10 protein-coding genes, 2 tRNA genes and 3 pseudogenes are annotated in these 14626 nt (G+C 52.6%); 8 read left to right on the top strand and 7 right to left on the bottom strand.

Going from position 1 to position 14626, the window contains the following annotated elements; all coding sequences use genetic code 11:
* Nucleotides 1-103: 103 nt before the first annotated feature.
* Nucleotides 104-989 (top strand): annotated as a pseudogene (locus tag WH277_RS16585) (substrate-binding domain-containing protein).
* Here WH277_RS16585 and punR read toward each other — a convergent pair.
* Nucleotides 986-1918, bottom strand: a complete 933-nt coding sequence (gene punR / locus WH277_RS16580) for a DNA-binding transcriptional activator PunR (protein WP_133845259.1) — start codon at nucleotides 1916-1918, stop codon at nucleotides 986-988. The pseudogene WH277_RS16585 and the gene punR overlap by 4 nt on opposite strands.
* 113 nt (nucleotides 1919-2031) lie before the next feature.
* Here punR and punC point away from each other — a divergent pair, with 113 nt between their 5' ends.
* Together punC and WH277_RS16570 are read left to right on the top strand one after the other, a co-directional pair.
* Nucleotides 2032-3243 carry a purine nucleoside transporter PunC gene (punC, locus tag WH277_RS16575; RefSeq protein WP_339505974.1) on the top strand — a complete coding sequence of 404 codons (1212 nt, stop codon included), beginning with the start codon at nucleotides 2032-2034 and terminating at the stop codon, nucleotides 3241-3243.
* A gap of 312 nt (nucleotides 3244-3555) precedes the next feature.
* Nucleotides 3556-4547, top strand: a pseudogene (locus tag WH277_RS16570) (cyclopropane-fatty-acyl-phospholipid synthase).
* Between the two features lie 50 nt (nucleotides 4548-4597).
* Here WH277_RS16570 and WH277_RS16565 read toward each other — a convergent pair.
* Nucleotides 4598-5263: a riboflavin synthase subunit alpha gene (locus WH277_RS16565; protein ID WP_133845265.1), complete on the bottom strand. Its 666-nt coding sequence runs from the start codon at nucleotides 5261-5263 to the stop codon at nucleotides 4598-4600.
* 284 nt (nucleotides 5264-5547) lie between these two features.
* Between WH277_RS16565 and WH277_RS16560 the strand changes: the two are divergent.
* The 5 genes and pseudogenes from WH277_RS16560 (at nucleotide 5548) to WH277_RS16540 (ending at nucleotide 9673) form a co-directional block, all read left to right on the top strand.
* Nucleotides 5548-6833: pseudogene (locus WH277_RS16560) on the top strand (MATE family efflux transporter).
* A 146-nt stretch (nucleotides 6834-6979) separates the two neighbouring features.
* A tRNA-Val gene (locus WH277_RS16555) sits at nucleotides 6980-7056 on the top strand.
* Nucleotides 7057-7215: 159 nt separating this feature from the next.
* Nucleotides 7216-7292, top strand: a tRNA-Val gene (locus WH277_RS16550).
* A 427-nt stretch (nucleotides 7293-7719) separates the two neighbouring features.
* Nucleotides 7720-9132: a pyruvate kinase PykF gene (gene pykF, locus WH277_RS16545; RefSeq protein WP_159337214.1), complete on the top strand. Its 1413-nt coding sequence runs from the start codon at nucleotides 7720-7722 to the stop codon at nucleotides 9130-9132.
* Between the two features lie 304 nt (nucleotides 9133-9436).
* On the top strand, nucleotides 9437-9673 hold the full coding sequence (locus tag WH277_RS16540; RefSeq protein WP_034895178.1) for a major outer membrane lipoprotein: 237 nt from the start codon (nucleotides 9437-9439) through the stop codon (nucleotides 9671-9673).
* 84 nt (nucleotides 9674-9757) lie between these two features.
* On the opposite strand, the gene WH277_RS16535 is transcribed toward WH277_RS16540, so the two are convergent.
* The 5 genes from WH277_RS16535 to sufC form a co-directional block, all read right to left on the bottom strand.
* Nucleotides 9758-10744: a L,D-transpeptidase family protein gene (locus tag WH277_RS16535; protein ID WP_339505973.1), complete on the bottom strand. Its 987-nt coding sequence runs from the start codon at nucleotides 10742-10744 to the stop codon at nucleotides 9758-9760.
* 139 nt (nucleotides 10745-10883) lie between these two features.
* The gene (gene sufE, locus WH277_RS16530) at nucleotides 10884-11306 is read right to left on the bottom strand and encodes a cysteine desulfuration protein SufE (RefSeq protein WP_133845272.1); all 423 of its coding nucleotides are present in this window, start codon (nucleotides 11304-11306) and stop codon (nucleotides 10884-10886) included.
* Nucleotides 11307-11373: 67 nt separating this feature from the next.
* Nucleotides 11374-12594 carry a cysteine desulfurase SufS gene (gene sufS, locus WH277_RS16525; RefSeq protein WP_133845274.1) on the bottom strand — a complete coding sequence of 407 codons (1221 nt, stop codon included), beginning with the start codon at nucleotides 12592-12594 and terminating at the stop codon, nucleotides 11374-11376.
* Nucleotides 12591-13871 (bottom strand): Fe-S cluster assembly protein SufD, encoded by a 1281-nt coding sequence (gene sufD / locus WH277_RS16520; protein ID WP_339505972.1) that lies wholly within the window; start codon nucleotides 13869-13871, stop codon nucleotides 12591-12593. The genes sufS and sufD overlap by 4 nt, the downstream gene beginning before the upstream one ends.
* Nucleotides 13846-14592 carry a Fe-S cluster assembly ATPase SufC gene (gene sufC / locus WH277_RS16515; protein WP_133845278.1) on the bottom strand — a complete coding sequence of 249 codons (747 nt, stop codon included), beginning with the start codon at nucleotides 14590-14592 and terminating at the stop codon, nucleotides 13846-13848. Before sufC ends, sufD begins: the two co-directional genes overlap by 26 nt.
* Nucleotides 14593-14626: the final 34 nt, after the last annotated feature.

The following is a 14626-nucleotide window of genomic DNA, read 5'->3' as shown; positions in this document are numbered from 1 at the left end:
AGCACCCAAAATAATTCTGGTCGGGCAGGAATGGCTGTACCCAGGCAAACGTTTAACCAATTAGTTATCAAGATGTTACGATAACACCAGGAGTACGATTTTCATGGCAACAATTAAGGATGTGGCAAAGCGCGCCGGTGTTTCAACCACCACTGTGTCTCACGTGATTAACAAAACGCGCTTTGTAGCCGAAGAGACGCGCGAAGCGGTATGGGTTGCAATCAAAGAATTGCATTACTCCCCCAGCGCCGTAGCCCGCAGTCTGAAGGTCAACCACACCAAAACCATTGGCCTTCTGGCAACATCCAGTGAAGCGCCCTATTTTGCAGAGATCATTGAAGCAATAGAAAACCGCTGCTTTGCCAAAGGCTATACGCTGATTTTGGGCAATGCGCACAACGACCTGCAAAAGCAACAAGCCTATCTGTCAATGATGGCGCAAAAACGCGTCGATGGGTGCTGGTGATGTGTTCGAATATCCTGACACGTTGATTTCATGCTGGAAGATAACCGTAATATCCGATGGTCGTCATGGATTGGGGCGATCCGCGGTGATTTCACTGATACCGTCGCTTTTGAGGGTGGTTACCTGGCGGGGCGCTACCTGATCGAACGCGGGCACCGCGATATCGGCGCGATCCCAGGCCAGCTTGAGCGTAATACAGGCGGTGGCCGCCATGCCGGATTCCTGAAGGCACTGGCAGAAGCGGGCATCACTTTGCGCGATTTGCGCAGCAGATGAAATGGGGCTACGCGTACCGCAGGATATTTCAGTGATCGGTTATGATAACGTGCGCAACGCCCGCTACTTTACGCCCGCACTGACCACCGTCCACCAGCCAAAAGAGCGTCTGGGCGAAACCGCTTTTGATATGTTGCTGGACCGTATTACCAGCAAGCGCGAAGATCCGCAAACCATTGAAGTTCACCCTTCACTGATCGAGCGTCGTTCCGTTGCCGATGGTCCTTTCCGCGACTACCGCCGTTAATCACTCACCTGCCACTGGCCAGGATGTTCGCTTAACCACTCTGCATTCAGGGTTTCTGTGCTCCCCAGATAGTCCAGTAACCAACTTAGCGCCGGTGAGGCGCTTTGTTCCGACCAGCTGAGATAACAGGGACTGTCGGGAAACGGGGACGTCAGCGTCACTTCTCCTAACACGCCTTGTTGCAGCCAGGGCTGGGCAAAATGACCGGGTACCATCCCAACACACAGCCCGGCTCGCAGGCAGTCAAACGCACTTTCCCAGTCAGGCACCACCAGCCGTCGTTGATTATCTAATGTCCACGTGGTGCGTTTCGGCAAGGCACGTGAGGTATCTTCCAGCACCAGCGATGGCCACTCACGGATTAACGTCTCGCTTAACGGTCCCTCATGGCTCAGCAGAGGATGTGACGTTTTCACCACGCAGCGCCAGTTAAGACTTCCCATATCACGAAAAGCAAAACGTCCTCGTACCGGGATCGCCTGAGTCGCACCGATCGCAACATCGACGCGACCGTCAGCCAGCGCATCCCACACACCGTTGAACACTTCCGGCATGATATGCAGTTCCATATCCGGAAAATGCCGGTAGAAATCCACGACCAGCTGCCGGGTGCGTGCCGGGCGCACAATTCTGTCGACCGCAATATTGATTTGTCCCCGCCAGCCGTTAGCCACCTGTTGACAGCGTGTGCGGGTGGCGAGCATTTTTTTGATAACAGCACGACCTTCTTCAATGAAAACCCGTCCGGCGTCCGTCAACTCCACATCACGATGACGACGCTCAAACAGACTCACGGCCAGCCAGGCTTCCAGCTGGCGCACGGTATAACTTACTGCGGAGGGGACGCGATGCAATTCCGCCGCAGCAGCGGTAAAGCTGCCCGTCCTCGCCACCGCATCAACCACTTCAAGAGAATGTTCAGACCACATGATTCGCCTTCAATATTTTTCATCGCAACCCACGAATATTAGCGTTTCACAGACGGGTCAGCACGCGATTACACTGCACGCGTAAAAAAATTGTCTAATAAGAGTTAAAAACCATGCGTTCCAAAGGATTTATGATTTACCTTACGCTGCTCAGCATGCTGGGCTTTCTTGCTACCGATATGTACCTACCCGCGTTTGGCGTGATGCAACATGACTTGCAGACGGAAGCCGGTGCCATTAGCGCCAGTTTAAGTATCTTCCTCGCCGGGTTTGCCTGCGCACAGCTAGTCTGGGGCCCGCTGTCAGACCGCATCGGCCGAAAACCAGTATTGATGATGGGGTTGAGTTTGTTCGCCGTTGGTTGTGCAGCCATGCTGTGGGTGGAGTCGGCTTTCTGGTTGCTGATCGTTCGCTTTGTTCAGGCCGTGGGTGTGTGCGCTGCGGCGGTGAGCTGGCAGGCTCTGGTGGTTGATCGCTACAGTGGTCCGCGGGCCAACCGTGTCTTTGCCACCATTATGCCCCTGGTCGCCCTCTCGCCTGCGCTGGCTCCCCTGTTGGGTGCCTGGTTACTGCAACACTTTTCCTGGCGTTCTATTTTCGTTGTCCTGTTACTGCTCAGTCTCGCGCTACTGATCCCTACATTGCGCTTGCCGTCACGCCCGGTGGACGATCACGCTGCCGTTAAGCCCCGCACGCCTGGCTTCCTCACATTGCTGAAGTCGCCTATTTACAGTGGCAACGTGGCGATTTATGCCGCGTGCTCTGCCAGCTTCTTTGCCTGGCTCACCGGCTCCCCTTTCATTCTGGGTAACCTTGGTTTGTCCCCTGCAGATATTGGCCTCAGCTATGTTCCGCAAACTGTGGCGTTTCTTGTCGGCGGGTTTAGCTGCCGCGCCCTGTTGAACCACTTTGCCGGGCGCCAATTGTTGCCATGGCTGCTGGCCTTCTACAGCGTCAGCATTCTCGCGATCTATTTTGTTTCACTGCAGCCGCAGCCTTCCTTGTTTGCATTGCTACTGCCGTTTTGTGGAATGGCGATGGCAAACGGTGCGATTTACCCGATTGTGGTGTCCAGTGCGTTACTGCCCTTCCCCCAGGCGACCGGTAAAGCCGCCGCCTTGCAGAATATGTTGCAGCTCGGCCTCTGTTTTTTCGCCAGTCTGGCGGTGTCAACATGGATTGAATCCCCGTTACAGACCACTACGCTGGTGATGGCTGGCACGATTGTTCTGGCTGTCGTTGGCTATATCGTCCAGCGACTGGCGGAGCAAAAACAGCCCCACCTGACGGCGCCGGGCCAGGTGGAATCCTGTAAAAACACTTAGTTAGCGCCCTAACAATAATGAATTGAATATTACCTTTCGTGGGCATATACTTTTCAGCGCAATATAAAATAACAACTTAACACCATTTTTGAGTGGGCGATGGCGTTTGTCGTCGTCCACTGTTGGTTCCTGACAGGGTTGTCATGGAGTTGTTCCGAGTGACTACGTTACGACCTCTGTCAGTTTCACATCAAACCTCTTTTTTAACGTCGGATATCAGACTGCGGCATTCGCCGTGAGTGCTCTCACAGGCCTGTAGAAACAGACAATTCTTTTTCTCAGGTTTTAATCACACAGGGTGATGGAGAAGCTATGAGTTCATCGTGTATAGAAGAAGTGAGCCTTGACGACAACCCGTGGTATCGAATCGTCCAGGAAATGTTGAGTCAGGCCAATATTGAAATCAATGGTTCCCGTCCCTGGGATATCCAGATTACCAACCCCGATTTTTTTAAACGCATTCTGCAGGAAGGATCGCTGGGGTTAGGTGAAAGCTATATGGATGGCTGGTGGGAATGCGAACGCCTGGATATCTTTTTCCAGCGTGTTTTGCAGTCAAAATTAGATCAGCAACTCCCTCACCATTTCCGCGACACCTTGCGTGTTGTGGCCTCCCGACTCACGAATCTGCAAACGCGCAAACGCGCGTGGATTGTTGGCAAAGAGCATTATGATCTGGGTAACGATCTCTTCACCCACATGCTCGATCCTTATATGCAATATTCCTGCGGTTACTGGAAAGAAGCCCGTACGCTGGAAGACGCTCAGGAAGCCAAATTGCAGATGATCTGTGAAAAACTTCAGCTGGAACCGGGCATGTCTTTACTGGATATTGGCTGTGGCTGGGGAGGTCTGGCCGAATATGCCGCGCGTCACTTTAGCGTAAATGTTGTGGGTGTTACCATTTCCGCCGAACAACAAAAGCTGGCGCAACAGCGCTGCGAAGGGCTGAATGTGACGATTTTGCTTCAGGATTATCGCGACCTGTCTGAGCAGTTCGACCGTATTGTTTCGCATACCATTGGTGCTAACAAAACCAATAATGATGTTGACCCGTGGATCGACAAATACATTTTCCCTAACGGTTGCCTGCCCTCTGTGCGTCATATTGCCGCCGCCAGCGAACCCTGGTTCGTGATGGAAGACTGGCACAATATTGGCGCGATAAATATGGCGAGCGTTTTAAAAGGATGTTCACTTACTATCTGAATGCTTGTGCGGGGGCGTTTCGGGCAAGGGATATTCAGCTCTGGCAGGTGGTATTTACCCATGGCAAACAAGGTGGACTGCGCGTTGCGCGTTAGGACATACTCTGTTTAGCAGGGGCGACGTCATGTCGCCCTTTTTTATCGCATTACGCTTCCGGGCTCTCAGCCTGTTGTTCGCTGACTGCGGCAGCCAGTAATGCCGCTTCACGCTGAGCCAGAACACGCTCAACGGTTTCCACAATCGCCTGCGTATGCGGGTCGATCTCAATATTCACACGATGCCCCAGACGTTTGCTGCCTAAGGTGGTGCGCATCAGTGTCTCGGGGATCAGATGAACACAGAATTTTGTGCGCGTCACCTCTCCTACCGTCAGGCTGATACCGTCAATGCCAACAAATCCTTTATGCAGGATATATTTCATCTGACTGGCATCCTGCGGTTTAAACCAGATTTCGCGATTGTTTTCCGAGGTGAGTATTTTGCTGATCTCTGCCGTGGTCATAATATGACCTGACATCAAATGACCGCCAATTTCATCACTGAATTTTGCTGCACGCTCAACGTTAACGGTATCACCGACTTTCAGATCGCCCAGATTGGTAATACGCAGCGTTTCTTTTACCAGATCAAAGCTAACGCGGTCGCCATCGACTTCGGTCACCGTCAGGCAACAACCATTATGGGAAACGGACGCACCCAGTTCCAGCCCGGGCAATAATGCCTCCGGCATTCTGATCACATGGGTACGAAAATTAGGTTTTTCGTCAATGTCCAGCACCTCCGCGGTGCCCTGCACAATACCGGTAAACATAGCTGTTGCCTCAATCAATGTGTTTTCGCTCCAGTTAGTTTGCCCTGGCATCGCCACAAAACCAAATAAAGTCCCGTTTAATTGCGTGACATAAAGAGCGATTCTTTTATCAGAAGATTGGCTATTTCCACCGCTGACACTAGAATGGAACGCCTGCCCTGCTGGCATCATCGCAAATGCCGTTTATTTCTTCAGCAGTGTCTTTCATCATTCAACTCCCCAATGGATTTCACGTCGCAGTAAAACGTCGCGAAACATAGCGGAAAAATTAAAAAGGTGTATGTGTGCAGAAGTACCTCTTAGAGGCGCGTCAGTTATTAGCCCTTGCTATCCCGGTGATCCTTGCGCAGGTTGCGCAAACCTCCATGGGCTTTGTTGATACAGTGATGGCCGGTGCCGTTAGCGCCACGGATATGGCCGCCGTTGCAGTAGGAACCTCAATCTGGTTACCTTCCATTCTTTTTGGTCACGGTTTGATCCTGGCGCTGACGCCGGTGGTGGCTCAGCTTAATGGTTCTGGCCGACGTGAGCGCATTGCGCATCAGGTTCGCCAGGCCTACTGGCTGGCAGCGATGGTCTCTGTGCTGATTATGGTGGTGTTGTATAACGCCGGATACCTGATTGGCGCCATGCACAATGTTGACCCGGAATTATCCAGAAAGGCCGTGGGATACCTGCACGCCTTGCTGTGGGGCGCTCCCGGTTATCTGTTTTTCCAGGTCGCCCGTAATCAGTGTGAAGGTTTATCCAAAACGAAACCCGGCATGGTCATGGGGTTCCTCGGGCTGCTGGTGAATATCCCGGTTAACTACGTCTTTATCTACGGTCACTTTGGCATGCCTGCACTGGGCGGTATTGGCTGCGGCGTGGCAACCGCATCGGTCTACTGGGTGATGTTTATCGCGATGAAGGCCTGGGTGAATCGAGCCAAATCAATGCGCGATATCCGTGTTGAGGGACGTTTCAGTCCGCCAGACTGGAAAGCATTACGCCGTCTGACTGGGCTTGGTCTGCCGGTTGCGCTGGCGCTAACTTCAGTTCACTGATGTTCGTCCTGCCTTTGTCGTTGGGGGTCGCTACCACCATCCGCGTAGGCTTCCGGCTGGGTCAGGGTTCGGTTGAGCAGGCAAAGGTCGCCGCATGGACAGCACAGGGCGTGGGCATCTGTATGGCTTGTCTCACCGCGCTGTTCACCGTGACGTTCCGCGAAGAGATCGCCCTGCTGTATACCGATAACCCTGAGGTGATTACGCTGGCAGCACAGCTGATGTTCCTGGCGGCGGTGTATCAATTCTCTGACTCCATTCAGGTGATCGGCAGCGGCATCCTGCGTGGCTATAAAGACACTCGTTCAATCTTCTTTATTACCTTCGTCGCCTATTGGATCCTCGGCCTGCCGAGCGGTTACGTGCTGGCGATGACCGACTGGGTGGTCCCGGCAATGGGCCCTTCAGGATTCTGGACCGGCTTTATCATTGGACTGACCTCCTCTGCCGTCATGATGATTTGGCGGATGCGCCGTCTGCAACGTCAGCCTGCGGAGATGATTCTCACGCGTGCAGCGCGTTAATTTTCTGATAAACCCGGGGAAAATGATTAAAATTGCTGCGCTTCGCACAGTTGCGCAGCAATCAGACGCAAAAATCCTTTTTTCTCCTTGCCAGGCGTTCGGGGTGTCGTTAATATTCGTCCCCGTTGTCACCACGACAACAATTTGCGTCTGTAGCTCAGTTGGTTAGAGCACCACCTTGACATGGTGGGGGTCGATGGTTCGAGTCCATTCAGACGCACCATCTTTCTTCCAAAGAAAGATGAGCGAATAACAAGTGGCGAGTATTTCGTGCTAATGCGCGGCGGCAATTGAGTGAATCCGCAGGAGCATACATCAGTATGTGACTGGGGTGAACGAAAGCAGCCAACAAAGCAGTAGTATGAAAGACGAAGCAAATTATGCGTCTGTAGCTCAGTTGGTTAGAGCACCACCTTGACATGGTGGGGGTCGATGGTTCGAGTCCATTCAGACGCACCAAATTCCTTTCCGAAGCATCACCCTACCCGTGTTACCCTACTCAAAAGTCTTTGCCCTGTTCCACGAAACGTACCACATCCCCTTTTTTTGCCCTCAACCAGACTTTCAGATTAACCTTACTTAGTGCTGGTTTGCGCAACGAATTTGATGCGCATCATTCCTGCATGCTATTTCACGCTTTTTAATTGGTTTTCGAACACTTAGCGACTATAATACGGAACGTTGTTTCACTTGAATGGTTTCAGCGTATGGTTGCCCCTCAATTTATAACGAGTACCTGTTGCGCAACGTCCTGCTGCGCCTGCGCCGAAACCACGTCTCAACTTACCCTGCATGCTTTAATTCTGTCACCTATCCTTACTCAGTATCGACGTTTTCATAACGCAAATTTTTTAATCATCCATCACAACTTAATAGATAAATCGTCATGAAAAAGACTAAAATCGTATGTACTATCGGCCCAAAAACCGAATCTGAAGAGATGCTGACTAACCTGCTTGATGCCGGTATGAACGTGATGCGTCTGAACTTTTCCCACGGGAATTATGAAGAACATGGCCAGCGTATTACTAACCTGCGCTCCGTCATGAGCAAAAGCGGTCACCAGGCTGCCATTCTGCTGGACACTAAAGGTCCTGAAATCCGTACGATGAAGCTGGAAGGCGGTAACGATGCCTCCCTGAAAGCGGGCCAGACCTTCACCTTCACCACCGACCAGACCATCATCGGTAACGCCGATACCGTCGCGGTGACTTACGCTGGTTTCGCTTCTGACCTGAAAATCGGTAACACCGTACTGGTGGATGACGGTTTGATCGGTATGGAAGTTATCGAAGTCACTGAAAGCACCGTGGTATGTAAAGTGCTGAACAACGGTGACCTGGGCGAGAACAAAGGCGTTAACCTGCCGGGCGTTTCCATTCAGTTGCCTGCGCTGGCTGAAAAAGACAAGCTGGACCTGATCTTTGGCTGTGAGCAAGGCGTCGACTTCGTTGCTGCCTCGTTCATTCGTAAGCGTTCAGACGTGATCGAAATCCGTGAGCATCTGAAAGCACACGGCGGCGAGCATATCCAGATCATCTCCAAAATTGAAAACCAGGAAGGCCTGAACAACTTCGACGAAATCCTTGATGCCTCTGACGGTATCATGGTCGCTCGTGGTGATCTCGGCGTTGAGATCCCGGTTGAAGAAGTGATCTTCGCTCAGAAGATGATGATCAAGAAGTGTAACCGTGCACGTAAAGTGGTGATCACCGCCACTCAGATGCTCGATTCGATGATCAAAAACCCGCGCCCTACCCGTGCGGAAGCCGGTGACGTTGCCAACGCCATTCTCGACGGCACTGATGCTGTGATGCTGTCTGGTGAAAGCGCCAAAGGGAAATACCCGCTGGAGTCTGTCACCATTATGGCCACCATCTGCGAACGTACCGACCGCGTGATGAAAAGCCGCATCGACTCCCAGCACGACAACCGCAAAATGCGTATCACTGAAGCAGTCTGTCGTGGAGCGGTAGAAACGGCTGAGAAACTGGAATCGCCACTGATTGTGGTTGCCACTGAAGGCGGCAAGTCTGCGAAGTCCATTCGTAAATACTTCCCGAATGCAACGATCCTCGCCCTGACGACAAACGAGCAGACTTCACGTCAGCTGTTGCTCAGTAAAGGCATCATCACTTCCGTGGTGAAAGAAATCGCCTCAACTGACGATTTCTACCGTCTGGGTAAAGAAGCGGCAGAAGCCAGCGGCTACGCGCAGAAAGGCGATGTAGTGGTCATGGTTTCTGGTGCATTGGTACCAAGTGGAACGACCAATACTGCATCAGTGCACGTTCTGTAATTAAAAATTACGCCTTGCATTTAAAAAGCGCCCTCAGTGGCGCTTTTTTTACAACTTGCGTAAGACGTTTCACAAAGCGTCCAATCGAAATTAACGATTTAATTACCGAAGAAACGACGTTCCCTCCGATTAAAATCGCCTGTTTTCGCTTCGTTTTTTGTAAAATATCAGAAATAAGATGCTTCTTTGAGCGAACGATCAAGTTTAAGCACTTTCTCATCAAAAAATTATTCTCATTAGAAAATACTTTGTGTAATACTTGTAACGCTACATGGAGATTAACTTAATCTAGAGGGTATTAATAATGAATCGTACTAAACTGGTACTGGGCGCGGTAATCCTGGCTTCAACTATGCTGGCTGGTTGCTCAAGCAACGCTAAAATCGATCAGCTGTCTACCGACGTGCAGACTCTGAACGCTAAAGTTGACCAGCTGAGCAACGACGTGAACGCAATCCGTTCTGACGTTCAGGCTGCTAAAGATGACGCAGCTCGTGCTAACCAGCGTCTGGACAACCAGGCTCACTCTTACCGTAAGTAAGAGTTCTGGTAATGAAATGGCGCACATTGTGCGCCATTTTTTTTGCCTGTTATCCGGAGTCTTCCACCATGCGTCCAACCCCGTCTAAAACGCCCTGTAAACGAGTTTATCATCGTTAACAGGCAACTCACGGTTACCATCGACTTTCTCACCCTCGTTGACCAGCACTGGCATCCCTGCTCTGCGTTCAATCGCCGCTTTGATGACTACCCGATCGCTGGCATCACTGTTGATGAACTTCTTAGCAGCCACCGTCAGTGCAATCGGCATGGTTTGTGGGTCGTCCTTTTCGCTATGCGATAACGGCTGATGCACTTCCAGATAACGCTTACCGTCCGGTTCAACCGCGTATTTCACTGGCTGATTGATGATCTGCACGCGCGTGCCTTTAGGAACGCTGTTAAACAGTGCTTCGATATCGTCCGGACGCAAACGGATGCACCCTGAACTGACGCGCATGCCAATACCAAAATCAGCGTTAGTACCATGGATCAGATAGTGCTGCTTACCGTAAGCCAGACGCAGCGCAAACAGCCCCATTGGGTTATCCGGCCCTGCGGGTACGGTTACCGGCAGCGTCTTACCTTCAGCCGCGTAGCGCTTACGAATATTAGGAGTGGGTGTCCAGGTTGGATTGGGGATTTTCTGGCTGATGCTGGTGACCATTGCCGGGGTATTCGCCCCCAGTTGACCAATACCGATGGGATAGACGATCACTTTGTTTTCATCTTTGGGATAGTAGTAGAGGCGCAGTTCAGCCACGTTGACAACGATCCCTTCACGTTTCGTATCAGGAAGTAGCATCTGCGTTGGAATGGTCAGCTGTGAACCCGCTTTGGGCAACCAGGGGTCGGTACCGGGATTGGCTTCCAGCAGGCCCAGCAGGCCCACTTTGTATTTGGCTGCCACGGACTCCAGCGGCTGCCCGTCATTGGGCACGACAAAAGTGGTGTTCTCACCAATCAGGCGGCTGTTGTCGGGAGGAAGCGGATACTCGGTTGCGCTAACGGCGTGCATCCCGGCAAGAAAGGTAAGAACAGAGATCCCGGCAAAGCGGTAAAAAAGTTTCATGCGCATTTCTCGGTTATGAATGGATAGATACACAACCTGACTCGCTTATGGCGGACGATAAATCCCCCCGTAACCGGTATCTGGATGTGTAAACACCCCACTGTAGCCTGGCGGGGTGCTTACCGAGAAGTGTAGCAATTCAAGGCTGAGTAAGAATCAGCGCTTTCTTACGAATGGCACGAATCATTGCTTCCAGTCCCTGAGAACGGGACGGCGTTAATTGTTGCGTCAGTGAAAGGTCGGCAAACCAGGGGCGGACATCGAAATCGACGATTTCCTGCGGCGTCATCTTTTGGTACAGCGCGAAGACAATGGCAATCAACCCTTTCACCAGCGCGGCATCGCTGTCGCCCTGCAGGCGAACACAGCCTGTTTCATCGGTGTCGACGACAATCCACACCTGACTCTGACAGCCCGGAATGATGTTTTCCGGCTGCTGGAGGGTTTCCGCCTCGCCCGACAGGCGCGCACCCAGCTCAATGATGTACAGATACTTCTCTTCCTGGTTAGCGCAACGATTGAAGTTACGTACCAGCTTGTCTTTATCTGGCAGAGTTGCCATTGCTTCCTCACTTAAAAACGAAAGGGCGAGGCATGCCTCCCCCCTGCGGGTCGGTGCGGGTTGAAACTTAACCCAGCAAACGGTGAATACGTGTCAAACCGGCGGCCAGTCGGTCCACTTCTTCTTCGCTATTATACAGAACAAACGAGGCACGACACATGGCAGGTACCTCGTAATGCTGCATTAACGGCATGGCACAGTGATGACCGGTACGTATCGCGATGCCATACTGGTCCAGGAAGCTGCCAACATCAAAAGCATGGTGCTTACCCAGGTTGAACGCAATCACGCCAGCGCGCTGCTGCGGGCCATAAATCACCAGATCCGGCACTGCGGCCAGTTTATCCAGTGCATAGCGCATCAGTTGCTGTTCACGTTCGGCAATCACATCCAGCCCCAGATCGCTGACCCACTTGATGGCAGCGCCCAGACCGATAATCGCCCCGGTATTCGGTGACCCCGCTTCGAAGCGCCATGGAGCCGCAGCAAAGGTGGTGCCTTTGGTCAGGCTGACGGTAGCAATCATCGCCCCGCCCCCTTCCCACGGCGGCATCTGATCCAGCAGTGCCTTACGGCCATACAGGATGCCAATGCCGGTCGGGCCATAAAGTTTGTGCCCGGAGAAAACATAAAAATCGCAGTCCAGATCCTGGACGTCGACCTGGTGATGCATCACGGCCTGCGCACCGTCGATCAACGTAACCACGCCTGCGGCTTTCGCCTGCGCGACCAGCGCTTTCACCGGATTTTCAGTTCCCAGCACGTTAGAGACCTGCGTCACCGCCAGCAGGCGGGTACGGCTGTCCATCAATACAGGTAACTGAGCGATATCCAGCTCACCGTTAGCAGTCAGTGGGATAAAGCGCACTTCAGCGCCGGTGCGCTGTGCCACCATCTGCCACGGCACGATATTCGCGTGGTGCTCCATCTCCGTAATGATGATGTTGTCGCCCGGCTGCAACTGGCTGCCGCCCCAGCTGTTAGCGACCAGATTGATCGCTTCTGTGGTGCCTTTAACGAAGACGATCTCTTCCGCTGAAGCCGCATTGAGGAACTGTGCGGCCTGAGTGCGCACATTTTCCATTTCCGTGGTGGCTTCCGCACTCAGCGTGTGAATACCCCGGTGCACGGCGGCATAGCCATGTTCATAAAAGCGGCTTTCTGCGTCAATGACTGCCTGCGGCTTTTGCGCACTGGCCGCACTGTCGAGATAGGCCAGCGGTTGCCCGTTGACCTCGCGCGCCAGCAGCGGAAACTCCGCCCGAACGCGGGCCAGGTCAAAACTCATTGCAGGCCTCCAGGGAAACGCTGCGCGATGCGCTGCATCACGGCTTCTTTCAGCGTTTCATCAGAAATGGCTTCGGTTAATTCAGCGGCAAACGCATAGATAATCATGCGCTGTGCGGCGGCTTCGTCGATCCCACGAGAACGCAGATAGAACATCTGCTCTTCGTCAATACGACCGATCGTCGCACCATGACCGCATTTCACGTCATCAGCGTAGATTTCCAGCTGCGGTTTGGTATCCACTTCTGCCAGACGTCCCAGTAACAGGTTGTTGTTACTCATCTGACCGTCAGTTTTCAGCGCATACTTGGCCACTTTAATATGACCATTAAACACCGCACGGGCACGGTCACGCACAATGGTTTTATGCAGCTGACGGCTCTGGCAATGGCCTTTGTTGTGCTCAAGATAGGTGCGGCTGTCACACACTTCTTTGTCCAGCGGCAGCATCAGGCTGTTGATCACCAGGTCGCTGCCCTCGCCTTCCAGTTTGCTGCTGGTGTTGTGACGGGTCAGACCCGCCCCCAGCAGGAAGCTGTGGCTCTGCACGCGCACATCACGGCCCAGCATCAGGTCGTTATGTGAGAAGTGATAGCTGCTCTGATCTTCGAAGCAGAGGTTGTAGTGCGTCAGCTGCGCGTTATTGCCCACATCGGCGGTGAAACGCGCACCGGTAAAGTGCGTTGAGGCGTTAAGCGTGACGTAATGCTCAATCACCGTCGCTTCCGCCGCTTCTTCCAGCACCAGATGGTGACGATAGTGAGAGGTGTTCATCTCGCCTGCCGCACTGCCGCTGCTGATATGAAGCAGGTAAAGGGGACGTACTGCTGCTTTACCACGTGCCAACTGAATGGTCGTCACTTCCTCTGCCAGGCTTTCTGTCAGATGCAGGAACACTTCGGGCTGAATTGGCGCACTCAACTCGCGACGTTCCGCGGCCTGAGTCACCTGAATGGCGAACAGGTCATACTCACTGTCACTCAGGGCCGGTGCAAAACGTCCATCAACAAACACCAGGCGCACAGCATCAATCGCCAGTGCCACGTCGTCGATAGCGTCTGTATTTAGTTCAGCAGGCTGAGGCAGCACAAACTGATGGCCCAGCAGCTGGTCCAGCGGCGTATATTTCCAATTTTCCTGCTTACGCGTAGGCAGGCCTAAGCGCAGCAGCTGCTGCCAGTGTTGCTGAGCCTGCAACGAACGGCTTTCACCACGCGTTTCAAACAGGTGATGCCACTGTTGCAGCGCGTTATCACTCTTGGTCGGTAAGCCAGCCATAGCCTTGCTCCTCCAACTGTTTAACCAGTGAGAAATCACCTGATTTCACAATTTTGCCCTGATACAGCACATGGACGAAGTCCGGCTGGATGTAGTCAAGAATACGCTGGTAGTGCGTGACGATGATGAATGAACGTTTGCCATCACGCAGGTTGTTAACCCCGTTTGCCACGATTTTCAGGGCATCGATGTCCAGACCGGAGTCCGTCTCATCCAGGATGCACAGATCCGGCTCAAGCGCCGCCATCTGCAGAATATCATTACGCTTTTTTTCACCGCCGGAAAAACCAACGTTGACGGAGCGGGTCAACAGATCCTCAGGCATTTTCAGCAGCTGAATCTTATCTTCAATGAAGTCCTGGAAATCAAAACGGTCCAGCGCTTCCTGTTCACGGTATTTGCGCACCGCGTTAACCGAGGTTTGCAGGAAGAACTGGTTACTGACGCCAGGGATCTCAACCGGGTACTGGAAAGCCATAAAGATGCCTTCACCGGCACGATCTTCCGGGGCCAGTTCCAGCAGGTCTTTACCTTTAAACTCCACGGAGCCGCCGGTGACTTCATAATCTTCACGCCCTGCCAGAGTGGCAGAAAGGGTACTTTTCCCTGAGCCGTTTGGCCCCATGATGGCGTGAACTTCGCCCGGTTTGATTTCAAGATTCAATCCACGCAGGATAGCTTTGTCTTCAACGCTGACCTGTAAATCTTTAATGCTTAACATAAGGTTTCCTTCGTAGTGCTTTCCGGCACCATAT

This window comes from Erwinia sp. MYb416 (genome assembly GCF_037479575.1).
Lineage (GTDB): Bacteria > Pseudomonadota > Gammaproteobacteria > Enterobacterales > Enterobacteriaceae > Erwinia > Erwinia rhapontici.
The sequence above is the reverse complement of the archived record's forward strand: the minus strand, read 5'-3'. Positions and strand labels throughout refer to the sequence as shown.

What these genes read in the sequence shown, in the direction of transcription:
- WH277_RS16565 (WP_133845265.1), bottom strand. Translation starts at nt 5,263, where the DNA reads ATGTTTACCGGTATTGTGCAGGGCACCGCGGAGGTGCTGGACATTGAC.
- WH277_RS16535 (WP_339505973.1), bottom strand. Translation starts at nt 10,744, where the DNA reads ATGAAACTTTTTTACCGCTTTGCCGGGATCTCTGTTCTTACCTTTCTT.
- sufS (WP_133845274.1), bottom strand. Translation starts at nt 12,594, where the DNA reads ATGAGTTTTGACCTGGCCCGCGTTCGGGCGGAGTTTCCGCTGCTGGCG.
- sufE (WP_133845272.1), bottom strand. Translation starts at nt 11,306, where the DNA reads ATGGCAACTCTGCCAGATAAAGACAAGCTGGTACGTAACTTCAATCGT.
- punC (WP_339505974.1), top strand. Translation starts at nt 2,032, where the DNA reads ATGCGTTCCAAAGGATTTATGATTTACCTTACGCTGCTCAGCATGCTG.
- WH277_RS16540 (WP_034895178.1), top strand. Translation starts at nt 9,437, where the DNA reads ATGAATCGTACTAAACTGGTACTGGGCGCGGTAATCCTGGCTTCAACT.
- sufD (WP_339505972.1), bottom strand. Translation starts at nt 13,871, where the DNA reads ATGGCTGGCTTACCGACCAAGAGTGATAACGCGCTGCAACAGTGGCAT.
- punR (WP_133845259.1), bottom strand. Translation starts at nt 1,918, where the DNA reads ATGTGGTCTGAACATTCTCTTGAAGTGGTTGATGCGGTGGCGAGGACG.
- pykF (WP_159337214.1), top strand. Translation starts at nt 7,720, where the DNA reads ATGAAAAAGACTAAAATCGTATGTACTATCGGCCCAAAAACCGAATCT.
- sufC (WP_133845278.1), bottom strand. Translation starts at nt 14,592, where the DNA reads ATGTTAAGCATTAAAGATTTACAGGTCAGCGTTGAAGACAAAGCTATC.